Genomic DNA, 23608 nt, shown 5'->3' with positions numbered 1-23608 from the left:
TTCTGATCAGGATTGCTGCGGCTCTCCTCATTCTTTTAGCCCTTCCCCTATCCCCTTCAACAGGTTGATGCCAAAGCCCATCGCGCGGTTGATGTCCGGATCGCGCAGTGCTTTCATCAAATCGAAAATGCCGACCTTGGCTCCCGATTGCAGCGCTTCGTCAGCCCGTTGCAACCCTTTGGTCACACCGGACATCAGCTTTTTCGTCATGTCAGGATCAAGCTCTGTCAAACCTCCCGCTGCTGCCATCGCGTTGTTGATCATGTTCGTCACAGGCGGACGCACCATTTGTCCGACGACGATTTTGGCAATGTCCTCTTTCGCCTCGACGGCGGCGTTGAGCGCTCCCAGGATGCCGCTGTCATGCAGCTCCTGGAGTAGCTTGATCGTCGCCTGAATGCCCTCGGGGTTTTGCGCCAGAGATTCCAGGACACGCTCTACCGTTTGCGCTTGCTTTTCTTCCTCAGTAACTTCGGGCTTTACTATTTTCGTGATCGGTCTTGCCATTATTTTTCGCCTCCCGCAACGTTTACTTCCGCAATCGGTACATAATCTTCTCTCGCCCACTTGCGCTCGACCTGGACGCCCATTTGCGGGTTGCGCTTCGCATAGCGCGGATTGTACATAGGCAACGGAGTCATGCCTTTTTCTTTGAGGAACTCCATACGCACCTTCGTTTGCTTGTAAGCAGGTGTCTGTGTGCGAACGTCTCCCACGCTGCCTGTCAACAAGTTGATCGCATTTTCATGGCTGACGGAGTGCATCGGCACGTACAATTCGTTGCCGCTTACCCGATCTGTCACAAGCACCCGCAACTTGATCGCTCCGTATGGCGAGACGAGACGCACCAATGAACCGTCTTGCACACCGCGTTCGCGCGCAAGCTCAGGGGAAACTTCCACAAATACTTCTGGCAATTTATACTGGATTCCCTTCGATTTATTCGTCATGTTGCCTTCGTGGAAATGCTCCAGCAAACGTCCGTTATTCAAGGTAAGGTCAAATTCCGACGGATACTCGACTGGCGGAATGTATTCCACTGTGGATAGTCTTGCTTTTCCGTCCGGGAAGTTGAAGCGCTCTTTGTACAGAAGCGGCTCATCCGTGCCGTCTTTTTGTACCGGCCAGTGCAGGCTGTTCCATCCTTCCAGGCGCTCGTAGGATACTCCGCCATACAGCGGTGCCAGACTGGCAATTTCGTCCATGATTTCACTCGGATGCTGGTAGTTCCAATCGGCTCCCATGCGCTGTGCGATCGATTGGATGATCGCCCAGTCCGGTTTGGATTCACCCAGCGGCTCCAACACTTGATACAAACGCTGGATACGTCTCTCTGTGTTCGCGAAGGTGCCGTCTTTTTCCAGCGATGGAGACGCGGGCAAGACGACATCGGCAAATTGCGCCGTTTTGGTCAGGAATACATCCTGTACCACGAAAAAGTCAAGCTTGCCGAGCGTATCGTGCACGTGGTTCGCGTTGGAATCTACCCAAGCCATGTCTTCGCCCATCAGGTACATGGCTTTCAGCTCGCCTTTTTCGACTGCTTCCAGCATTTCGATGTTGGTCAAACCAGGTTTATTGGAGATCGTTACGCCGTATGCTTGTTCAAATTTGGCTCTCGCTGCGTCATCGGTAATATGCTGATACCCTGGCAGCCATGTAGGCAGCGTGCCCATGTCGCAAGCGCCCTGGACGTTGTTGTGCCCGCGCAACGGATAAGCTCCGGCACCAGGTCGGCGGTAGTTTCCGGTCACCAAAAGCAGGTTGGAGATCGCGGCAGACGTATGCGAGCCAGCGACATTTTGCGTCACGCCCATTCCCCACAAGACGCAAGTGCCATCCGCTTCGTGAATCATTTTCGCTGTCTGGATCAACTGTTCTTTGGGCAGTCCGGTTACTTCGACGGCGTAATCTAAGGTGTACTTTTCCAGCATCTTGCGATATTCGTCAAACTGGTTCACCCGCTGCTCGATAAACGCCTTGTCGTGCCAGCCTTGGTCGATGATGTACTTCGCAACCGCCGTCAGCCAGACAAAGTCGGTTCCTTGTTTCGGATGCAGGAACAGATCGGAGCGTTCTGCCATTTCATGCTTGCGCAAATCAGAGACAATCAGTTTTTGGCCGTGCAATTTTTTCGCCCGTTTCACCCGTGTTGCCAAAACAGGATGGCCTTCGGTCGGGTTCGCCCCGACGATGATGACCAGTCCGGCACTGGCGATGTCTTTGATCGTGCCTGAGTCACCGCCGTGTCCTACAGTGGCGAGCAATCCGTCCGTGGCAGGCGATTGGCAATAGCGGGAACAGTTGTCGACATTGTTCGATTCAAACACTTGACGCGCCAGTTTTTGCATCAGGTACGCATCTTCGTTTGTCGTTTTGGAGGAGCTGACGAATCCAAGAGCTTTTCCGCCATACGTTTGCTTGATTGCGCCCATTCGCTCGGCGATCAGGGACAGCGCCTCATCCCACGTAGACGGTACAAATGCATCTCCCTTGCGAATCAAAGGCGTCGTCAAACGCTGGTCACTATTGACAAAATCCCAACCGAACTTGCCTTTGACACATGTGGAGACACTGTTGACCGGAGAGTTTTCCGTCGGTTCCACTTTCAAAATGTGGCGGCCTTTCGTCCATACTTCAAACGTGCAGCCTACCCCGCAGAACGTACACACGGTTTTTGTTTTCTTGGTTCGCGTTTCGCGCATCGCCGCTTCGACTTCCGAGATCGCGAAAATGCTGCTGTAACCAGGCTCGACTTCTTTGATCAGATCGATCATCGGGTTCAGCAAATCTTTTTTGATCCCGGACATAAAGCCCGCTTCGCCCAGCATCGATTTTTCCATCAAGGCATTGCATGGGCAAACCGTCACGCACTGACCGCAAGACACGCATGAGGATTCATTAATTGATTTATTGTCATCCCAGATAACTCGCGGGATTTCCCGTTCCCAGTCGATGGTGAGCGTTTCATTGACCTGCAAGTCTTGACAAACCTCTGTACAACGTCCGCAAAGAATGCATTGATACGGATCGTAGCGATAAAACGGATGCGACATGTCCACTTCGTATTCTTTTCCGCGGAACGGGCGTGTTTGGTGGTCGATTTCCAGCAGCTCTGCCGTATTGTGCACGCGGCAATTTCCGTTGTTGTTGTCGCACACGGTACAGTACAGCATGTGGTTTTCCAAAATGCGGTCCATCGCTTCGTTCTGAGCGCCTTTTGCCAGTTCGGAAGCAGTCAGGATGTTCATTCCATCTTCGATCACAGTCGAACAGGCCCGCATGATTTTGCCGTCAATCTCGCACATGCACGTATCGCAAGTCTGGATCGGGCCTAAAATCGGCGAATAGCAGATGTGCGGATGCTCGATGCCATGTTCCAGCAAATAATCGAGGATTCGCGTCCCTTCTTCTGCCTCATGCTGCTCCTGATTTAATACGAAGCTTACTTTTTTCATCTCCCAAAAACCTCCAGCAAAAATAATAAAGCCCACCATAAAACAATCTGGGCAAATACATGCACAAATTGTTTTATGGTGGGCTAATGATCAAACATCAACTGATGCCCATTATCCGTCCCGCCATAAACTATGGAAGTGATCAGGATGATTCAGCAATTCGCATTACTAATCATCAATGATCGGCTATGGGTCCATTATAGCACCGAATCTGGCGGGAAATCCAACTTTTTATCATTCGCACCCCGTTAACTCAGCTTCCCTTTCACGTATTTGGCGTTAAAAATAAACAAGCGCATAAGCAGGAACAGCGACGGAATCAGCAACACCATCCCGCCGATGAACGCCGCGACCAAAAATTTGGCCATGGTTGGGTTCGTCACGCTCGTGTGGAAGGAGACATACGGGTAAAGCAAGTACGGCAAATGAGCCTTTCCGTAACCCCAGAAAGCCGTGAAAAATTGCAGCATCACAGAAATAAACATCCATCCGTACGACCTTTTCACGATCAGCAAACGCAAAGCGTTCAAAAAGAAAGCGAACGATAAAATAAACCAGATGCTGTTTCCCATTAACGACGCGAAATGCTCCGGATTATGTTTCCACAAGGCCATGAAGACAAGCAGCGAGGCAAAAATCGTCGGCAGGCTGTTAAACAACGCCCATTGCCGCAACACACTTTCTGCCTGCGGATCATCCGCCCGATTGGCGTAGTACGTGAGAAAGCTTGTGCTGATAAACAGCACGCTCACCAGTGCCAGGAAGACGACGGCCCATGAATACGGGCTATAAAACAAATTGCCCGCCAAAAAGCGAGGGACGCCATCTTCTACCGCGATAAACCCGCCTTCCGAAATCGTCAAGACGGTGGAAAAAGACGCGGGAATCAATACGCCCGTCGCCGCGTACAAAAAGTGGTACAGGTGACTGTTCGGATTCCCGTACTTGCTGAAGGCGTAAAAAGAGCCGCGAATCGTTAACAACACCAAGGCAATGCTCGCAGGGACAAGCAGAGCTGTTCCATAGTAATAGCCTGTCTCCGGGAAAAAACCGACGATGCCGACAAAAAAGAACACCAGAAATACGTTCGTAACTTCCCAGACAGGCGATAAATAGCGGGAAATCACTTTGTTGATGATTTCACCTTTGCCTGTAATCCTCCCGTAGTAGGAGAAAAAGCCTGCGCCGAAATCAATCGACGCCACGATGATATACCCGTATAAAAACAGCCAGAGGATGGAGATCCCCAGCCCTTCTGTCGTCACGTTTGCTCACTCCTCGCATCCAGCAACGGTTCCACCGGATTTCTGCGTGCCATGCGAACTAAAACGAATACGGTCAGGATGCCTAACAGGGCGTAGATCACACTGAACAGCACGAGCATGGAGCCAACGTGCGGCTCGGTTGTAGCCGCCTCTGAAACGGTCATATAGCCCCGTAAAATCCACGGCTGGCGACCGACTTCTGCAAAAACCCAGCCAAATTCGATAGCGAGCATGGACAACGGCCCTCCGAGCACGATCAGACCAAGCAGCCAGCGATTCCACTCCAGCTTTGGCTTCCAGATGCGACAAGCGACAAAGACAGCCGAGAGAGCGATCATGAAGCTTCCGATTCCTACCATCAGATCAAACCAGTAATGAATGATTAACGGCGGCCAATTTTCTTTGGGAATATCGTTCAAGCCGACCACTTTTCCTTGAAAGCTGTCTGTCGCCAAAAAGGAAAGCATGTTCGGCAATTTGAGCGCGTAGTTCACCTCGTTCGTCGTTCGGTCCAAAGTTCCGCCCACGAGCAGGTCAGCGTGCGTTTTCGTCTCAAAATGCCATTCCGCCGCAGCCAATTTTTCCGGCTGGTAGGCAGCGAGAAATTTGCCCGACAAATCCCCGACTACCGCTGTCGCCACCGCAAAAACAAGCCCGATCGCCATGGTCAATCGCAACGCCTTTTTATAATACTCATTGCGGTGGCCGCGCAAGATAAACCACGCCGTAATCGCCGCGATCACAAACGCCGTCGTCATGTAGGCAGACGTGAGGACATGCGCTACTTTGGTCGGTGTCGCCGGGTTGAACATCGCTTTCAAAGGCTCGATATTGGTGATCGCTCCGTTGTCGATCGTAAATCCTTGCGGTGTATTCATGAACGCATTTACCGTTGTAATAAAAAAGGCGGAAAGACCGGAGCCGATGGCGACAGGGATCAAGACGAGCAAGTGAAACAGCGGCTTTTTGAACCGGCTCCACGTATACAAATAAATCCCCAGAAAAATCGCTTCAAAGAAAAAGGCGAACGTCTCCATAAACAGCGGCAAGGAAATCACCTGCCCGGCGATTCGCATAAACCCCGGGAAAAGCAGCGACAGTTGAAGTCCGATAATCGTTCCGGTCACGACGCCAACCGCCACGGTAATCGAATAGCCTTTTGCCAGCCTTTTCGCCAATAGCCTGTACTGGTAATCCTTCTTCCAAATCCCCATTGTTTCAGCCAGCAGAAGCAGTAACGGCATTCCTACCCCGATCGTGGCATAAATGATGTGAAATCCTAACGTAAGCCCGAACAAGATTCTGCTTTGCAACGCAAGCTCCATCGACTTTCCTCCTTGGAACCGTAAGTCATACTCTGCACGGCACAGCCTGGCTGTTGGCTGTTGACTTCGCCAGCACCGCTCATTTAAAAATGAGGGTGCTGTCGGTCGGCTATACAGCTTTCGCATACGTGCAGAAGGCTCATCTGCGTAGAGGAGACGGCTTCCGCCTCCTGATCCTGCGGGGACTCTTCCTCTACCCGCCCGCACACTTCGCATACTCTGGTCATCTCATCCACCTCCCGTTGTCCGCGTTATTTCAAAGCCACTTCATACCCCAAATCGCGAATCGCCTGTTGAAAGTCAATCAGCGACGCTGCCTTTTCATCGTAGGAGACGAGCGCTTCGCCTTTTGCCAGGCTCACCTCCGCCTGCCGGATGCCCCACACGTTGTGCAGGGCATCGTTCACTTTTTGCGCATCCTGTTCGTCACGCATTCCTTGTACGGGAATTTTCTCTGTATGCATTCTCTCGCCTCCTTGCCGTAACGGTTCACGGTTAGTGAACTTGCTTCTCCGCTTGCTGCATTCCTTCGCCCATCCCGCGCAAAAAGTTGATCATGGAGCCGAGGGCCAATGTGACGTTCGGTTCCATCATGGCCCTTCCCATCCCCATTAAGCCCATCGGTTTATCGCTTTTCGTATCCGTTAATCGCTCAATGCCATGATCGACGGCGTTCAAAATGTTTTGCAGCTTGGCAGGCTCCAGCTTGCCCATGAATTGCAACGCGTTCATCCCGTTTTTCATGATGCGGTGCATGCCCGGCTTATTGAGCTGCGACACGGCAATGACCCCGATATCATGCCGATTCTTTAGCGCCCCTTGCACGATGTCCAATACGCCTATCTCCTGCAATTCTTTGACAATGTCCAACAAAGTGATCAACGCCTGGTGGTTTTCGCCCACGGCATCCAGCACTTGCTGAATCGCCTGTTGTTTCTCTTCCTCTGGAGTGGGCACGTATCGTTCAATGTTGGAAATCGCTTTGGCCATCGGCTTGTCCTCCTGTTCCGAGTAAGTCAGGGATTGAAATCCAATCGTCGCGCTGCCATTTTTCTTCTACCTTTACGCCCATTTGCGGCTGACGATTGCCGAAACGGTAGTTGACAGGGGGAAGTGGCGGCTCTCCTTCCCGTTCGAGAATATCCATTTTCACGCCCATTTCCTTGTAGTTAGGCGTATGCGTCAGCTTGTCATGGTAGCTGCTGGTCAGGCGATTGACCGATTTCTTGTCTTTGGATGTATTCATCGTCAAGTACAGCTCGTTTCCTTTTACCCGATCCGTGACCAATACGCGCACTTCCACTTCTCCGTATGGCGACGACAGGCGGACGAGCGCGCCATTCCTGATGTCTCGTTCTTCCGCCAGCTCCGGCGATACTTCCAGCCATGGATTGGGAACCTTGTGCGTGATTCCTTTGGCTTTGTAGGTCATATTGCCTTCGTGGAAATGCTCCAGCAAGCGACCGTTGTTCAGGTGCAAGTCGAACTCCTGCGTCGGCTCAAACATCGGCGGGGTCCAGTCGACCTTGATTAATCTGGCTTTGCCATCCGGGAACGGGAACCGCTCGGTAAAGAGCAGCGGCGTGTCTTTTCCGTCAGGCTGCACGGGCCAGATTTGGCTGTTCCAGCCTTCCAGCCGCTCGTAGCTGACCCCGGCAAACATCGGAGACAAGCTGGCCGCTTCCGCCATGATTTCCCCTGGATGCGTATAGTTCCAGTTAGCCCCCATCTTGTTCGCCAGATCGCGGATGATCATCCAGTCCGGCTTCGACTCGCCGAGTGGTTCAAACACTTTGTACAGCCGCTGAATCCGCCGTTCCGTGTTCACGAACGTCCCGTCCTTTTCCAGGCTTGGCGATGCAGGCAACACGACATCGGCAAAATGCGCCGTTTTGGAGAAAAAGATATCTTGAACAACGAACAGCTCCAGCTTCTCAAAAGCAGAATCGACGTGATTGATGTTGGAGTCAATCACAGCCATGTCTTCGCCAAACAAATACATCGCCTTGATTTTCCCCTCAAAAATTCCCTCGACCATCTGGTGGTTGTTGAAACCGGGATCTTTTGGCAATGGCACGCCCCACGCCTCTTCAAAACGCGCTCTTGCTTTCGCGTCCTGCACAGGCTGATAGCCCGGATACCAGGCAGGCATTGTCCCGAAATCGCACGCTCCTTGAACGTTGTTATGTCCGCGCAGCGGATACGCTCCCGCGCCTGGACGTCCGAAGTTGCCCGTGACCAACAGCAGGTTGCAGATGGCTGTACTCGTATCAGTTCCGCCAACGTGCTGGGTCACCCCCATCGCCCAGAGGATGCACGTCCCGTCTGCTTCGTGGATCATCGTAGCCAGTTTGATCATGTCTTCTTTTGACAAGCCCGTAACTTTTTCGGCATAGTCCAAGGTGTATTTTTGCAACGACTGGACGAACTCGTCGTAGCCGTTCACTCTCGCTTCCAGAAACTCTTTGGCTTCCCAGCCTTGATCGATGATGTACTTCGTAATCGCGGAAATCCACACCAAGTCTGAGCCTGGTTTCGGGTGCAGATGCAAATTCGCTTTTTGCGCCAATTCGTTTTTCCGCAGATCGACCACTGCCAGCTTCTGCCCGAACAGCTTGTGCGCTCTCTTCACGCGAGTTGTCAGCACCGGATGGGATTCAGCAGGATTCGCCCCAACCACGATGACCAATCCAGCACTGGCAATGTCCTGAATCGTTCCCGAGTCGCCGGAGTAGCCTACGGTCCGCATCAACGCCATCGACGCTGGCGATTGGCAATACCGGGAGCAGTTGTCCACGTTGTTCGTCCGGATCACGGAACGGGCGAACTTTTGGAAAATGTAGTTTTCCTCATTGGTGCATTTGGAAGAAGCGATAAACCCGATCGAATCTGGCCCGTACTTTCCTTTCAGCTCGTTCAACTTATTGCTGATAAATGTCAAAGCTTCTTCCCAGCTCGCTTCTACGAACTTGTCTCCTTTGCGAATCAGCGGCTTCGTCAAGCGCTCTTCGCTGTTGACGAAATCCCACCCCCACTTTCCTTTTACACAGGTGGAAATGCCATTTACGGGAGCTTCTACTTGCGGCTCGATCTTCAAGATTTTGCGCCCTTTGGTCCAAACCTCGAAGCTGCAGCCTACGCCGCAGTATGTACAGACCGTTTTGGTCCGCTTGATCCGGCTTTTTCGCATGCTTGCCTCTACTTCTGATACGGCAAAAATTTCTTTGTAGCCAGGCTCCACTTCTTTCGTGATGTTAATCATCGGCTCCAGCACATCTGCCGGGATGCCTGTCATGTATCCGGCTTCGCCGAGCATCGATTTTTCCATCAGCGCATTGCATGGACAGACTGTTACACAATGACCACAGGACACACAGGATGACTGATCGATCGGCACATCGTTGTCCCAGATTACTCGCGGACTTTCACGGTTCCAGTCGATCGAAAGCACTTCGCTGACCTGAAGATCCTGACAGGCTTCCACACAGCGGCCGCAGAGGATGCATTGATCGGGTTCGTAGCGATACATCGGGTGGGATAGATCGGGGGGATACGGCTTCGGTTTGAACTCGTATTTCTGGTGTTCAATCTCCAAATACTCTGCTGTGTTGTGGACGACGCAGTTGCCGTTGTTGTTATCACAAACCGTACAGTACAGCTCATGATTTCGTAAAATGCGGGACATGGCTTCCAATTGCGCTTCTTTGACAAATTCTGATTTTGTGTTCACTCTCATTCCCGGCTCGCTGGCGGTTGCACAGGCACGCACCAACTGACCATCGACTTCCACCATACAAGTGTCGCACGTCTGAATCGGAAGCAAATTGGGATGTTTGCAGATATGAGGTATATAACAATCGTGCGACTCTGCCACATCCAAGATACTTTGCCCTTGCACGGCATGGTACGTTTCGTCGTTGATCTGGATCGAGTACGATCGGTCGTCCATTTTATATCCCTCCAAAATCGCGGCACAAAAACGCCTTTCACCTTGCTATTCGACTGTATTGTTCCGTAAAAATGGTTGGATATACATTTTTATGCATGTGTTTTTCAGGGACGGCCAAGGCCCGATTTGCCCACAAAAAAACCAGGGCGCTACCCCTGGTCAGTCTTTCCCCTTGAAAAAAGCGTTCTCGACGTCAGCTGACGGGAAGCGGAGGACGACCGCCAATCCGAGAAAGAGAGCAAACAAGTCGAGAAACCAATTCCGATTGCGGCTTCGCAGAGCCAGACATGTAAACATTTCCTGAAGCTGCATCGTTTCATCCCGGGCCACGACAGGTGCAGCAGCAAAATGTTTCAAAATAAGCTCGTGCTTTTCAAAGACGGCTATATGCAACATGTCTCTTAAAACAACTGCGTACTTGTCGACGCTCTTGTCGTTGAAAAGGTCAACCAATTGGTTACGCAGATTGGCAATCAGCTGTTCCCCGTCGATTTCCCTTGGCTCCAACGCTTCCAGCATTTTTTTGATATTCATAATCTCGCTCTCCTTCGAAACACTATTTCCTTGCTATTTTGCAAAAAAGAAACCCCCATAAAACTTTTCGGCACAAAAAAGCTGTACGCCAAAAGTTTTATGGGGGTAGCAACAGGCATGTGTTCATACCTGTGATCCATCCCGCCATGCAAAAACGAAAATACCAGGATCGGCCAGCATTGTTTCAAGACTGCCGATCTGTGGGCTTTCCGAAACCATTATAGCAAAAAAACGTCGAAAAAGCTCCCGGAGCAAAAGGATTGCCGCTTGCAGGCAACTGGAACTTTATGCATATTTTTCAGGAAGCGAGGAAGCCTATGCCCATGATGCAACAGACAAAGGGGCGATTCTCATGCAAGAATTTAACCTGGACGCCCATCTTCACGGGCTGGCTCAGTCAGGCGATCTTGTAACCCGCAAACTCAACTTCAACGCAGAAGCCGCTCAGCTCGTCTATTTATCCAGCATGTGCGACAATTCCACAATTCACAGCACTATCGTGAAGCCATTTTTGGAAAGCCAGCATTTATCCGAGTTTGAAGCGATGTTGCAGGCTATGCCAGGATACGAGCAAATGAAGGACCGCCAGCAATTGGCAGACAAGCTCATTCAAGGATACGCTTTGCTGTTTCTCCCCCGCGAAACATGTGCGATCAACACAAAAAAGCCCCCGCCCTTTCAACCTCAAAAAGCCACCATCGAATACATCTTGCAGGGGCCGCAATACGCTTTTTCCGAAGATATCGAAACGAACATTCACATTATTCGCACCCGTTATCCGTTGCAGGACTTGCATGTCGAATATATGAAAGTCGGTTCCGTGAGCCAAACTCCCTTAGCCATCGTCTACGACCATTCCAAGGTGAATCACGACGTGCTTTTGTGCCTGAAAAACAAGTTGCAACAAGTCGACGCAGAAGTCGTCCAAGCTTCGAATCAACTGCAAATGCTGATCACGAAACGATTTAATTTGCTGCCGACTGCGATTGTTTCCGAGCGGCCTGACAGATCCGTCCTGAATTTAAGCAAAGGAAAAGTGATCCTGATTTTGCACGGAACCCCTTTTGCGATTATCGTGCCTTCCGTTTTTTTCGACTTTCTGGCATCGATGGACGATCTTTACGACGTCCCGTGGTTCACCCGGCCGCTCATGGCTTTGCGCTATATAGGCGCGTTCATCACCACATCTCTTCCCGCTCTGTACGTGGCGACTGTCTCGCACAATCCGGAGATTTTTCGCGCCCAGTTGGCGATCGAGATGGCAGGGAGTCGCGCGGCTGTGCCTTACCCTTCCTTTTACGAAGTGTTCTTCATGCTGTTTCTGATTGAGGCGTTGACGGAAGCGAGCATCCGTCTCCCCAAATACATCGGTTCGATGGCCACTACCGTAGGCGGATTAATTTTGGGGCAAGCCGCTCAAACGGCAGGATTGGTAAGCAGTATCATGATTATCGTCGCCTCCATGGTAGCGATTTCCAACTTTGTCATCCCGATTAATACGATGAACCTCGCCCTGCGGGTAATCAAGTTTCCCCTTGTCGTGTTGGCGATCTTTTTCGGGTTGACGGGGGTGTTGACGGGGTTATTTTGTTTCCTTGTCTACACAACCAGCTTGCGAAGCTTCGGTCAACCTTATTTGAAGCTTTTCATCGGTGAAGCCAAAAAGAGCAGGTGAATCGGTTGTCCCGTTATTTTCTCTATTTTGTGACGCTTTCCATACTGATTAATGCCATCCTGTTTGTCCCGCGCATTTTGATCGACGAGCGCTATGACGGGGCGATTTCGTCCATGCTGTTCGGGGTGATCATCGGCGGCGCACTCATGTACCTGTTTACCAGCTCCATGTTCAAGTTTCGCGGTCAAGGGTTGCCGGAAATCATGCGACAGGCTTTGCCCAAAAGCATTGTGGTTCCGTTCCTGCTCCTGATGGGCAGCGTGTCGTTTATCTCGGGAGCGCTCGTGTTGATCAATTACGCCTTTATCGTGTCCAGATATTTAATCCCGAACACCCCGATCTATGTCGTGCTGATTCTCTTCGTTCTCGTAGCGAGCTTTGGCGCCATGCAATCGTCGCAAACGGTGCTGTACAGCACGGAAATGATTCTCGTTCTCTGCTTGCCGTTTCTCCTGTTTTCCATTTTCAAAGCGTATACGAATCAAAACATGAATTACGATGAAATCCGCGCCATGATTGACTACTCGAACATCCTGCCCAGCTGGAAAAGCTTGTCCGTATCCACTTACGCCGTTACGGGATACATCAGCTTGTCGATTTTTAACCGCGTGTTTGCCGATATCCCCAAGCTCAAGCACCGTTGGGCCGTCCCTTGCATCGGCTTCAGCATCCTGTTTACCGCCTTTTTTGTGCCGATCGGCATTTTGGGCACAGATGGCGTGAACGAATTTATTTTCACCTGGGTTTCGACGGCAGATGCGATTCGGATGAAGTATGCCTTTATTGAACGCGTTGTTTATATTTTTCTGCTCGTTTATTTAGGCATCTCTTACTTATTCGCCATGACGACCTGGCATGTCGGGTCCGAGTTCATACGCGGCTGTTTCTCCCACTACCAGCCCAACACGTCGTCCATCAACTCTGTGCTGCCGAACGCGATCAGTTGTATCGTATTCGGGATCGGAACCGTGATCGTCGGCAATTGGCTCGGTGAAGACGACCTGTTTTCGGTATCCTCGTATTGGATGATGATACGATCCCCACTCGATATTTGTGTGGTCTTTTCCGTTTATATCTTGAGCAGGTGGAGGCAAGCTTTGTGAAACATGTCTGGATGTGGCTCGCGGTCTTGTTTCTGTTTACGGGCTGCGGCTTTAAAGATATTGACAAGCGCTATTTAGTCATGGCGGTCGGCGTCGATAAGTCGGAGCTGAAAGACAAGCCTTATCGCGTATCGTTGAAGCTCGCGATTCCGACAGCGCAAATCAGACCCGGGCAGTCGAATACGTTTCATCTCATCAGCGACGATGCCCCGACGATAACCGAAGCGGTGCGGCATTTGAAATCAAAAGTCGATAAAGACCTCGATTTCTCGCAGACGAAAATTCTCGTTTTCGGGACAAAGCTGGCCGAGGAACGGTTGGACAAGACAACTATCGACTGGTTTTTGCGGAAGCCGGAAATTCAGGGCATCGCCTTCATGGCGCTAGGCTCCCCGACAGCCGAACAAGTGCTGGGCGTCCGCCCCAAGTCCGAACGCATGCCTGCTGACAGCCTGATGCTGAGCTTTGATCAGGAAGGAACGGAATCGTCTTTTATCGTCACCGCTTTTTTGTTTGATTTTCATCGGCGGTTGAGCGAAAAGGGTCTGGACCCGTACATGCCCGTCATCCGCCCGCTCAAAGACACGTATTTGATCGATCAAGTCGCCGTTTTTGACAAAGAAAAAATCAAAGCGGTATTAAGTCCCGAGGAAACGCGGATCTTCAATGAATTGTCCAAGAAAATCAGCAACTTTGATATCGAAACCAGGACGGAGCAGGCCCGCTTTGCCTTGAATGTCACCTCTTTCCGCTATTCGTACGAGTTTGATGAACGCAACGAAGCGGAACCAAAGCTGAAAATGAACGTCCACATCAGAGGATTGTCAGAGGAATCGAATCAGTCTTTTTACAACTCGAATTGGGATCGCTATAAAGCAGAAGCGGAAAAAGAGGCGGCGAAACGATACGCTCATGTGCTGCGGAAGCTCCAGTCACTGAAAGTCGATCCGATCGGATTCGGGCTACGCTATCGGGCAACCCATTACCAACGGGATCAAGATTGGGAAAAATGGCTGAGCATCTACCCCCGGCTCGACTGGAACATCAAGGTGAACATCGACCTGCTTGGATCAGGGGGGATCAAATAATCCCCCGGTAAAAAAACAAAACGACCCTTTTGCACGGGTCGCCGTTCCTTACTCTTCTTTTCGCATCACACTGTATTCATCGCGGACCATGGAGACGTCATCCCCTTGCTGGGTCAGCTCCAGTTTGTAAAGGATATCCGAGAGCACAGACGCGACGATCAAGGTCAAATCTCCCGTATTGACTGGTGTGCGAAAATAATGCCCGATCATTTCATAGCCTTTTCGCTTGAACGTTTCCGTATTTTCTTCATCCAATGCTTCGCACAGCTCTGCGATCAACTCATCCAGCGCGATTCGCGCCCGTTCGTACACATCCGGCTGATCAGTGGAAACGGCATCTGCTGCTTTTTTCTTCGACAAGTGGCCCCTCCTCCTTCCCCTATAGGTTGGAGCAGAAGCCGTTTTTTATGCAGAGTCGGCCTTACTCGCCACTTTTGGTCCATGGGCGCGAATGCCGGTCAAAGCCTGGAGCAACACGCGGTCGTAATGTGTCTCGGCCTGTATGTCGCGCCGGTCCAGCAGCGTCCCGAGCACCGCCCCCAAAAAGCCGAGTGGAATGGAAATCAGGCCAGGATTGGTCAGCGGGAACAAAGGCTGCGCCCGGATGAAGCCAGTATCGGGATTCATCACAGTCGGCCCGGCCATGACGAGCACGACAGATGCAACCAGTCCGGTAAGCACGCCGCAAATCGCACCGCGCACGGTAAAGCGGCGCCAATACAGGGTGAACAACAGCAGCGGCAAATTGGCAGAAGCGGCTACGGCAAAAGTCAAGCCGACGAGAATCGCCACGTTCATTTTTTCCGCGCCGATCGCCAGCCAGATCGAGGCGAATCCGACCGCAACGGACGAGCATTTCGCCATGACGACCTGCTCCTTTTCCGAAGCCAGCCCGCGGCGAATCAGGTGGCTGTAAACGTCATGGGCAAAAGCCGACGAGGCGGACAGCACCAGCCCTGTCACGACAGCCAGTATCGTGGCAAAAGCGACAGCCGCGATGTATGCCATCAAAAATTCGCCGCCAAGCGCGTCCGCCAAAAGCGTCACCGTCAAATTGCCTCCGAAGCCTACATTTTTCAGCGCCTCATACCCGACAAACGTGCTTGCACCAAAGCCGAGAAAAATCGTCAGCAAATAAAACGCGCCGATCACCCACGTAGCGGTGTAGATCGAGGAACGGGTTGTCACTGCGTCCTTGACCGTAAACAGGCGGGAGATGATGTGCGGCAGCCCGGCCGTCCCGAGGATGAGCGCAAGATGCAGCGAGATCGTTTCCAACGGGTCGTTCAACTGGTTGCCCGGATGCAAAAATTGCTCCTGCAAAGGCGTAATCGTGCTGACATGGGAAAACATTTCCGACAGGCTCCAGCCAAAACGGGAAAAGACGATCAGGCTGAGCACCAGCGTCCCGGTCAAAAGCAAGATCGCTTTGATGATCTGCACCCACGAAGTAGCGACCATCCCTCCGAAGACGACGTAAAAAGTCATCAGACTGCCGACGATCATCACCGCCGTATCGTAGTGAACCCCAAGCAAATAGTGAATCAGCGCCCCCGCCCCGACGAGCTGGGCGATCATGTAAAAAATCGTGATCAGCAAAGTCGTACAGGCAACCACTCCGCGCAGCCACAAGCTGTCAAACCGCACCGCGATGGCATCTGCCAAGGTGTAGCGCCCGAGATTGTGCAACGGCTCGGCAATCAGGAACAAAATGATCAAGTAGGAGACGAAAAAGCCGATAGCGTAGACGAAGCCGTCAAAGCCGTACATCGCAATCGTCCCGGCGATGCCGAGAAACGACGCGGCACTCATGTAGTCGCCCGCAATCGCGATGCCATTTTGCAGCCCTGTCAGGCGGTTGCCTGCCGCATAAAAATCTTTGGTCGTTCCCGTTTGTTTCGCCGCCGAATACGTGATCGCCATCGTCCCGATGATGACAGCCAAAAAGAAAATGATCGTCGTCACCGACAAGCCCCCTCTCCCGTACAAATGGAAAAAGACCGGGGATGACCCCCAGCCTTTGAACTGGCACGAGCTTCCTTGCGTTAATTGCTTCTACGCTGAATCTTTCATTCCTGTGTTGGCCCGCACCAAAATTTCGTCGTACTTCGCATCGTTGCGCGAGCTGGACAGGAGCGTTCCGATCCAGGCTGCCAAAAACCCGAGCGGGATGGAGACGATCCCCGGATTCGGCAGCGGGAACAGCGCTTCGCCGACCAAAATGGCTTTTCCGGCAACCGGGTTCCAGACGTTGGGGCTCAACGCCACGAGAATCAGTGAGCTGAACAGTCCGACGAGCATGCCGCTGATCGCCCCTGTCGTGTTGAACCTTCTCCAGAAAATCGTGAACAAGATGACGGGCAAGTTCGCGCTTGCTGCCACCGCGAAGGCGAGCGCAACGAGAAAGGCCACGTTCAGCTTCTGGGCAAACAGCGCGAGCAAGATCGAAACGATCGAGACGCCGACCGAAGCCCATTTTGCCATTTTCATCTGCTCTTTTTCCGTCGCTTTGCCTTGACGGATCACATGGCCGTAAAAATCGTGCGCGAATGCCGAAGCCGCTGTCAGTACGAGTCCTGCCACGACCGCCAAAATAGTCGCGAACGCTACAGCCGATACGAAAGCGAAGAGGAAGTTGCCGCCGAGCGATTGGGCAAGCAACGGAGCGCCCATATTGCCAGCCGCATCCATGTTGGCAGCGCCGACGAAAGCGGCTGCTCCGAACCCGAGGAAGATCGTCATGACGTAAAAGATCCCGATGATCCATGTCGCGTACACGACGGACTTGCGCGCGGTCGTCGCATCTTTTACGGTAAAGAAGCGAATCAGGATGTGCGGCAGACCCGCTGTTCCCAGTACGAGCGCGAGATTGAGCGAGATCGTATCCAGCCCGACTTTGAACTTGTTCCCGGGATTGAGAAATTGGTCCCCGAGCGGTGTCGCTATTTTCATTTGCTCGAACATCGTCAGCAAATTGAAATCAAACTTGGCGAACACCATGAGCGAAATCACGAACGTCCCGAGCATCAGCAGCACCGCTTTGACAATTTGCACCCACGAGGTTGCCGTCATGCCGCCGAACACGACGTAGACCGTCATCAGCGCACCGACGATCAACACCGAAGTGCTGTACTCCAGCCCCAGGAGCAGCTTGATCAGCGCCCCTGCCCCGACCAGCTGGGCGATCATGTAAAAAATCGAGATGGCGATGGAGTTCAGCGCGGCCACACCACGTACCTGCTTATTGTCAAAACGCGCGGCAATCATGTCTGCCATCGTGTACTTGCCGAGGTTGCGCAGCGGCTCCGCCACCAGGTACAACACGACCAAATAAGCGACAAGAAAGCCGATGCTGTAAAAGAACCCGTCAAACCCGCTGAGAGCGATCATTCCGGCGATTCCGAGGAAGGAAGCGGCCGACATGTAATCTCCGGCGATCGCCAGCCCGTTTTGCCACCCCGTCAGCCCGCCGCCTGCCGTGTAAAACTCGCTCGTCGTATTCGTCCGCTTCGAAGCGAAGTACGTAATGACAAGCGTGAGCAGAACAATTCCTAAAAACAGTAAAAATGCCGTTACATTCATCAGCCTCTGCCCCCTGTCTCCTGTTTGACTTTCTCCACCAGCTCGTCAAAACGTTCCGCTTTCTTGGTGTACAGAATACAGAGCCCCCAGGTCATGATAAATTGGGCAAAGGCGAACACCCACGCCCACGAGATCGCCCCGAACGCCGGCTGATTGAGCACCGTGAAGTAAGAAGTCAGGATCGGCAAAGTAAAGTAAAACACGAAGAAGAAAATGGAAGATGGCAGGATGAACGCCCTTTTGCTTCGCAAAAGTTCCTTGAAGGTGGCTGATTGGATAATCGCCGTGTAATCGGTAGCGTCCTGCTTTTGACTGCCGGCTTTTTTCGCCGATAGCGGATTGCTCATGGGAACCTCCCCCTCTTCAAACAAAATGTAAGCGCTTCCTCTATTGTAGGGAATCATTGGTAATTCGTGTGGTTTTGCGCGCAAGATGTCTGGGGGCGTGCGCCAACGGCAAGTTTTGCATCGCGATCTGCGGTTTACGTTTCTTCGAGTCGTTTGAGCAAGTCTTTGGCGGAAGTCCGGGAAACGGGGATTCGCGTTTTCGCCTCTCCTTTCAAGAGCAGGTTGTACGCGCCGTTGAACCACGGCTCAAGCTCGCTCACGTAGTTCAGATTGACGAGATAGCTTTTGTGCGTGCGAAAAAAATCGTAGCCACTGAGCTTGTCAGCGAGCTGCGTCAAGGTCATCCGCGTGGAGTAAGCGTCCGACTGGGTGATGATACGAACGAGCCGTTCTTCCCGCACCGCGTAGACGATCGTCGCCGGGTCGATCACCACCAGCCTGCTGTTTTCTTCGACAAGCAGCTTGGAGCGCTTGGCAGTCGCAGGCTCCGGCTTCGGCTTGACCAGTCGCTCGCGTATGCGCTGCATCGTTTCCACGAGTCTTTTTGGCTCGGTCGGCTTTAGCAAATAATCGACCGCGTTCAGCTTGAAAGCATCCACCGCAAACGCCTCGTACGCTGTACAGAACACGATGAGCGGCTGCGGCTTTCTGGCGGCGAGCATTCGGGCAGCCTGTGCCCCTTCCAGCTCCGGCATTTTCATATCGAGAAAAACGACGTCCGGCTCGTGCTCGTCTACCATTTCCAGCAGCTCTCTTCCGTTGGTGGCACAGGGAAGCAGCTCGACATCTTCCTCCTGCTGCAACAAATAGCTCAGCTCTTCGCGTGCCAGTCGTTCATCTTCGGCAATCATGATGCGAATCGGCATCAGGCACTCACCTCCTGTTTGATCGGGATCGTAAATGTGATCAAAGCACCGCCTTCTGGCCTGTTGGCAAAATGAAGCTGGGCATCCGGGCCTTGCAAGCTGATCAGCCGCTGATTGACATTATGAACCCCGATGCCGTTTCCTTCCTTGCGCTCCATCGGAATTTTGCCCAACAGAGGAAGCAGTTCCTCCGGGAATCCTCTGCCGTTGTCTTCGATCGTAAAATGAACGGCGGTTGGCTGTCGCTGCACACACAGCCTGATTTCTCCGCCTGCGCCCATATCGCGCAGTCCGTGGTGGATGCAGTTCTCGATCAACGGCTGAAGGGTGCCAGGCGGCATAAGCACATCCTCCACACCGGGATCAACCAGCGTCTGCACGGCAAATTGCTCGGAAAAGCGAATGCGGATAATTTCCAAATAGGCGTGCAAATGCTCCAGCTCCTGACCGACCGTTACTTGTGCGCTTGACGTAAGCTTCAGGTTGAAGCGCATGAACACTCCCAGCTGAATCGTCATGTGTCTGGCGAGCTTCGGATCGATGCGAATCAAGGTCACGATCGAATTAAGCGTATTGAACAAAAAGTGCGGATGAATCTGGGCTTGCAGCATTCGCAGCTCTGCGTCCTTCATCAACCCTTTCATCTGCTCCGCAAGCGAGATGGTCAGCTGGTTAGAGATCAGATTTCCCAGCCCTTTGGCCAATGCTTCCTGGACTTTGCCGATTTGCTGGGGGCGGCGGAAGTACAGCTTGATCAGTCCGGCGACACTGCCTCCTTCTTTGATGGGGATGAGGATGGCTGCATGCAGTTGGCAATTTTTTTGTCGGCAGCCAAGCAGTTCCCGGCCATGGCCTTTTTCAATGCAGCCACTCGCCATCGCCCGCTGATCGAGGTCGCTTTGGATCGGCTCTCCCGGAGCGTGATGGTCCGTACCCGCTCCGACGTGGGCCAGCAGCCGCTCCCGATCGGTCACCGCTACGGCGATCGCCTTCGCCTCCCGCTGAAGCACGAGCGCCGCCGCCTGGGCTGTTTGCGGATTCAGCCCCATTTTCAACTGCGGTAAAATTCGCTGCGCAATTGTGAAGGCACGCTCAGCCTCCAGCGCAGCAGAACGCTCCTCTTCTTGCAAAGCGACGCGAATCATCGTCGTAAAAATCGCAATCGAGATGCTGTTGGTCAAGACCATCGGAATGCCGATCACATTGACCATCGTGCGCACGAGATCAGGCGGGCCCGACATGATCAGCAAAAGCGACATCTGGATCACAGGCGCGAACATTCCGATAAACAATGCCTTGGACGGAGAAATGACCCGCTCCTGGGAAAAGAACCGCGCCACATAGCCTGCCAAAAATCCAGTGAGCGGAACAGACAGCCCCATCGGAAGCGCTGCAAATCCGCCGAGATCATACAGATGCAAGCCCGCAATGATTCCGGCTCCCATCCCGACCATTGGCCCGCCGAGCAAACCGCCGATCACGACGCCGACCAGCGTGGAATTTGCCACAATCTCGTCTCCGGAAAGCGGAAAAATCCAGAAGCTCGGAACGTATCCATCCTCGTGCACCACTACGCCTGCATATGTACCTGCCACACCGAACAAGCCAAACATCATGGAAAAGGCAACAGACGTGCCAACGTGCAGTTCGCGATCGAGCAGCTGCCGAAACAGCGGAATCCTCGTCAACATAAACCCGAGAGTCAAGAGAATGCCCATTCTCTCGATGAGCAACAGCGTGAGATTGTCCACGGCGTCCTCCTGCTTGCTTGTTGAAATCTTCTATAAATTCCGCATTTTACTCCCAATTCCCTGCTGGACAGGCAATCTAACTGGGCGTCCTGCATACGCTGAGTGTGCAATGCTTCATGGGAAGGGTGATCAGAACATGTGTGGAATCGTAGGTTGGATTGATTGGGAAAAAGACCTTTCCCAGGAGCGTCCGGTACTCCAGCAAATGACGCAATGCCTCAAAGATCGCGGGCCAGATGCAGAAGGCTTTTGGCTGACTCCGCGCGCCGCCCTCGGCCATCGCCGCCTCGTCGTCGTAGACCCTGCCGGCGGGCAGCAGCCGATGACAGCTCTCAAAAGCGAACATGCCTGCACGATGATTTACAACGGTGAGCTGTACAACACGGAAGACCTCCGGCAAGAGCTGCTTGCTTGCGGTCATACTTTTCAGTCCCACTCCGACACCGAAGTGCTTTTGCACTGCTATCTCGAATGGGGCACGAACTGCCTTGCCAAGCTGAACGGTATTTTCGCTTTTGCGATCTGGGACGAACGGGCGCAGCGCCTGTTTGTCGCCCGCGACCGGATGGGAGTCAAACCGCTTTTTTACGCGCAAAGAGGCAGCTCTTTCTTGTTCGCCTCCGAACTCAAAGCACTGCTGGCGCATCCAGACGTCAAACCGGAGCTTTCGCGGGAAGGACTGGCGGAAGTGTTCGGCATCAGCCCCGCTCGCACCCCTGGTCACGGCGTCTTCCATCAAGTGCACGAGGTGCGGCCCGGCTGCTTTTTGACCGTAACGCGCGACCGTGTCAAACAGGAAACATACTGGCGGCTTGCGAGCCGTCCGCATACCGATGACTTGCCAACCACAGCGGCACGGGTCAGAGAGCTTGTCGTCGATTCGATCAAGCGGCAGCTCGTCGCGGACGTCCCTGTTGCCACGCTTTTGTCCGGCGGGCTTGATTCCAGCGTCATTACGGCGGTAGCCGCCGAGCATTTCAAGGAAACAGGCCGGGGAACGCTCCACAGCTACTCGATTGATTACGTGGACAACGACAAGCATTTTCAAGCGAGCTCTTTTCAGCCAAATGAAGATGCGCCTTACGTCCAGCTCGTGTCGAAATACTTGGGCACCCAGCACCATACGATTGAGTTTGACACAGCCGAACTGGTCGATGCGCTGAAGGTAGCGACACTCGCCCGCGACCTGCCGGGAATGGCCGATGTCGACGCTTCCCTGTACTTGTTCTGCCGGGAAATCAAAAAAGAGACAACCGTCGTTCTCTCAGGAGAATGCGCGGATGAGGTATTTGGCGGCTATCCGTGGTTTTACCGCGAGGAGCTGCTGCATGCAGGGACATTCCCCTGGTCGCGGGCGGTCAAGGAACGGGCTTCGTGGCTGTCGCCCGAGCTGCGCGCCTGGGTCAAGCCGGAGGAATACGTCGCGATGCGCTACGCGGAATCGCTGGACGAAGTGCCGCACCTGCCCAGTGAGGACCCGATTGAAGCACGGCGAAGAGAAATGTTTTACCTCAACATCACCTGGTTCATGAATACGCTCCTGGATCGCAAAGATCGGATGAGCATGGCTGCAAGCCTGGAAGCGCGCGTCCCTTTTTGCGATCACCGGATCGTGGAATACGTCTGGAATATCCCCTGGGAAATGAAAACGCACGGCAATCGCGAAAAAGGCATTTTGCGCAAAGCGATGGAGGGCATTTTGCCGGACGAAGTGCTGTACCGCAAAAAAAGCCCGTATCCGAAAACGCACAATCCTTCCTATACAAAAGCGGTTCGCACGTGGCTGCTCGACATTTTGAACGATCCCAGCTCCCCGCTGCTGCAACTGATTGACGTCCCGGTCATTCGCAAAATCGCCGAGTCGGACGCCCAGGCTTCCAGCATTCCGTTTTTCGGCCAGCTCATGAGCACGCCGCAGCTGTTCGCCTACCTCGGCCAAATGGATTACTGGCTGCGCGAATATCGCGTGACGATCAAGGCATAATCGTTTTTGGAAAAGGCAAAAGCTCCCCGAACCCCATCATCATGGGGTTTTGAGGAGCTTTTGCTTCCCTTTGCCTTTGCTTTTCCGCTTTGACCTTGCTTCCGGCTTCACGGCTGGATTCAGCAGCGGTTTCGGCGCTGCTTTTTTCGCTGCCGGCTTGGCAACAGGTTTTGCGACGGCTGTCGGCGCTGTTTTGGGAGCGACTGGCGGACGGTATCGCACATCCAGCTCACGACCGGATCGCTTCATGATCGTAAACGATTGCGTCTCCCCCGAACGGATCAACCGATAGTCTACTTTTGTCTTCTTTTCTCCCCCGACCAAAGTAGCGGCAATCGTCCGCTGATTGGGGAGATTAGCCTTTACTTGCAAAGATTGAACCGAGCAAGGTACGGAAGAGATGGTTCCACACGGGATACACAGCTTTCCTTTGAGCAGCCGTAATTGGAGATTGCGAATCATCGTTTCTGTCAGCTGCTTTCCCCAATACCTGCGAAAAATACGGGAGATTTTCCGCTTGGTGTTGTACTTATCCGGCAATGGCGTGTAATCGACGCCGTTCACGGTGTAGACAACCTTCCCTCGAGGCGAGGTGGCAATCTGCGTCCAGACTTGCTCGGCGGAACTGATAAACTGCTTGAACATACGCAATTCATCCAACGTTTTCACCCCCTCCATAAA

Annotated in this window: 20 protein-coding genes; 4 read left to right on the top strand and 16 right to left on the bottom strand. The window is 52.8% G+C overall.

The window, feature by feature from the left end; translation table 11 throughout:
• Nucleotides 1-27: 27 nt before the first annotated feature.
• The 9 genes from EDM60_RS20980 to EDM60_RS20945 all read right to left on the bottom strand — a co-directional run bounded on the left by EDM60_RS20980 (nucleotide 28) and on the right by EDM60_RS20945 (nucleotide 10531).
• Nucleotides 28-507: a helical membrane plugin domain-containing protein gene (locus tag EDM60_RS20980; protein ID WP_122965716.1), complete on the bottom strand. Its 480-nt coding sequence runs from the start codon at nucleotides 505-507 to the stop codon at nucleotides 28-30.
• Nucleotides 507-3458 carry a formate dehydrogenase subunit alpha gene (gene fdhF / locus EDM60_RS20975; RefSeq protein WP_122965715.1) on the bottom strand — a complete coding sequence of 984 codons (2952 nt, stop codon included), beginning with the start codon at nucleotides 3456-3458 and terminating at the stop codon, nucleotides 507-509. Before fdhF (EDM60_RS20975) ends, EDM60_RS20980 begins: the two co-directional genes overlap by 1 nt.
• Nucleotides 3459-3706: 248 nt before the next feature.
• On the bottom strand, nucleotides 3707-4723 hold the full coding sequence (locus EDM60_RS20970) for a cytochrome d ubiquinol oxidase subunit II (protein ID WP_122965714.1): 1017 nt from the start codon (nucleotides 4721-4723) through the stop codon (nucleotides 3707-3709).
• Nucleotides 4720-6048 carry a cytochrome ubiquinol oxidase subunit I gene (locus EDM60_RS20965; protein WP_122965713.1) on the bottom strand — a complete coding sequence of 443 codons (1329 nt, stop codon included), beginning with the start codon at nucleotides 6046-6048 and terminating at the stop codon, nucleotides 4720-4722. Before EDM60_RS20965 ends, EDM60_RS20970 begins: the two co-directional genes overlap by 4 nt.
• An 83-nt stretch (nucleotides 6049-6131) precedes the next feature.
• Nucleotides 6132-6275 (bottom strand): hypothetical protein, encoded by a 144-nt coding sequence (locus EDM60_RS28785; protein ID WP_167470355.1) that lies wholly within the window; start codon nucleotides 6273-6275, stop codon nucleotides 6132-6134.
• A gap of 24 nt (nucleotides 6276-6299) precedes the next feature.
• Nucleotides 6300-6512, bottom strand: a complete 213-nt coding sequence (locus EDM60_RS20960) for a heavy-metal-associated domain-containing protein (RefSeq protein WP_122965712.1) — start codon at nucleotides 6510-6512, stop codon at nucleotides 6300-6302.
• 31 nt (nucleotides 6513-6543) lie between these two features.
• Nucleotides 6544-7038 carry a helical membrane plugin domain-containing protein gene (locus tag EDM60_RS20955; RefSeq protein ID WP_122965711.1) on the bottom strand — a complete coding sequence of 165 codons (495 nt, stop codon included), beginning with the start codon at nucleotides 7036-7038 and terminating at the stop codon, nucleotides 6544-6546.
• Complete coding sequence (gene fdhF / locus EDM60_RS20950; protein WP_122965710.1) at nucleotides 7013-9997, bottom strand: formate dehydrogenase subunit alpha; 2985 nt, start codon at nucleotides 9995-9997, stop codon at nucleotides 7013-7015. The genes EDM60_RS20955 and fdhF (EDM60_RS20950) overlap by 26 nt, the downstream gene beginning before the upstream one ends.
• A gap of 159 nt (nucleotides 9998-10156) precedes the next feature.
• Entirely contained in the window at nucleotides 10157-10531 is a 375-nt protein-coding gene (locus tag EDM60_RS20945; RefSeq protein WP_122965709.1) for a hypothetical protein, read from the bottom strand.
• Nucleotides 10532-10883: 352 nt separating this feature from the next.
• Between EDM60_RS20945 and EDM60_RS20940 the strand changes: the two genes are divergently transcribed.
• The 3 genes from EDM60_RS20940 to EDM60_RS20930 are packed head-to-tail and all read left to right on the top strand — an operon-like array spanning nucleotide 10884 to nucleotide 14397.
• Nucleotides 10884-12206, top strand: coding sequence for a spore germination protein (locus EDM60_RS20940; protein ID WP_122965708.1), 1323 nt, complete (start codon nucleotides 10884-10886; stop codon nucleotides 12204-12206).
• A 5-nt stretch (nucleotides 12207-12211) separates the two neighbouring features.
• The gene (locus EDM60_RS20935) at nucleotides 12212-13309 is read left to right on the top strand and encodes a GerAB/ArcD/ProY family transporter (protein WP_167470354.1); all 1098 of its coding nucleotides are present in this window, start codon (nucleotides 12212-12214) and stop codon (nucleotides 13307-13309) included.
• A complete protein-coding gene (locus EDM60_RS20930) occupies nucleotides 13306-14397 on the top strand; it encodes a Ger(x)C family spore germination protein (protein ID WP_122965706.1) in 1092 nt (363 codons plus the stop codon). The genes EDM60_RS20935 and EDM60_RS20930 overlap by 4 nt, the downstream gene beginning before the upstream one ends.
• A gap of 48 nt (nucleotides 14398-14445) precedes the next feature.
• Here the strand turns inward: EDM60_RS20930 and EDM60_RS20925 are convergent, their stop codons facing one another.
• The 6 genes from EDM60_RS20925 to EDM60_RS20900 all read right to left on the bottom strand — a co-directional run bounded on the left by EDM60_RS20925 (nucleotide 14446) and on the right by EDM60_RS20900 (nucleotide 20943).
• A complete protein-coding gene (locus tag EDM60_RS20925; protein ID WP_122965705.1) occupies nucleotides 14446-14757 on the bottom strand; it encodes a hypothetical protein in 312 nt (103 codons plus the stop codon).
• Nucleotides 14758-14802: 45 nt separating this feature from the next.
• Complete coding sequence (locus tag EDM60_RS20920; protein WP_370641099.1) at nucleotides 14803-16368, bottom strand: solute symporter family protein; 1566 nt, start codon at nucleotides 16366-16368, stop codon at nucleotides 14803-14805.
• A gap of 84 nt (nucleotides 16369-16452) precedes the next feature.
• Nucleotides 16453-17979 (bottom strand): solute symporter family protein, encoded by a 1527-nt coding sequence (locus EDM60_RS20915; RefSeq protein WP_208715233.1) that lies wholly within the window; start codon nucleotides 17977-17979, stop codon nucleotides 16453-16455.
• A complete protein-coding gene (locus tag EDM60_RS20910; protein ID WP_122965702.1) occupies nucleotides 17979-18326 on the bottom strand; it encodes a DUF485 domain-containing protein in 348 nt (115 codons plus the stop codon). Before EDM60_RS20910 ends, EDM60_RS20915 begins: the two co-directional genes overlap by 1 nt.
• A 134-nt stretch (nucleotides 18327-18460) precedes the next feature.
• Nucleotides 18461-19192, bottom strand: coding sequence for a LytR/AlgR family response regulator transcription factor (locus tag EDM60_RS20905; RefSeq protein WP_122965701.1), 732 nt, complete (start codon nucleotides 19190-19192; stop codon nucleotides 18461-18463).
• Nucleotides 19192-20943, bottom strand: coding sequence for a LytS/YhcK type 5TM receptor domain-containing protein (locus EDM60_RS20900; protein WP_122965700.1), 1752 nt, complete (start codon nucleotides 20941-20943; stop codon nucleotides 19192-19194). The genes EDM60_RS20905 and EDM60_RS20900 overlap by 1 nt, the downstream gene beginning before the upstream one ends.
• Before the next feature lie 136 nt (nucleotides 20944-21079).
• Here EDM60_RS20900 and asnB point away from each other — a divergent pair, with 136 nt between their 5' ends.
• Nucleotides 21080-22927 (top strand): asparagine synthase (glutamine-hydrolyzing), encoded by a 1848-nt coding sequence (asnB, locus tag EDM60_RS20895; RefSeq protein WP_122965699.1) that lies wholly within the window; start codon nucleotides 21080-21082, stop codon nucleotides 22925-22927.
• A gap of 39 nt (nucleotides 22928-22966) precedes the next feature.
• On the opposite strand, the gene EDM60_RS20890 is transcribed toward asnB, so the two are convergent.
• A complete protein-coding gene (locus EDM60_RS20890; protein WP_208715231.1) occupies nucleotides 22967-23596 on the bottom strand; it encodes a DL-endopeptidase inhibitor IseA family protein in 630 nt (209 codons plus the stop codon).
• Nucleotides 23597-23608: the final 12 nt, after the last annotated feature.

It is taken from the genome of Brevibacillus parabrevis (assembly GCF_003710905.1).
GTDB lineage: Bacteria > Bacillota > Bacilli > Brevibacillales > Brevibacillaceae > Brevibacillus > Brevibacillus parabrevis.
The sequence above is the reverse complement of the archived record's forward strand: the minus strand, read 5'-3'. Positions and strand labels throughout refer to the sequence as shown.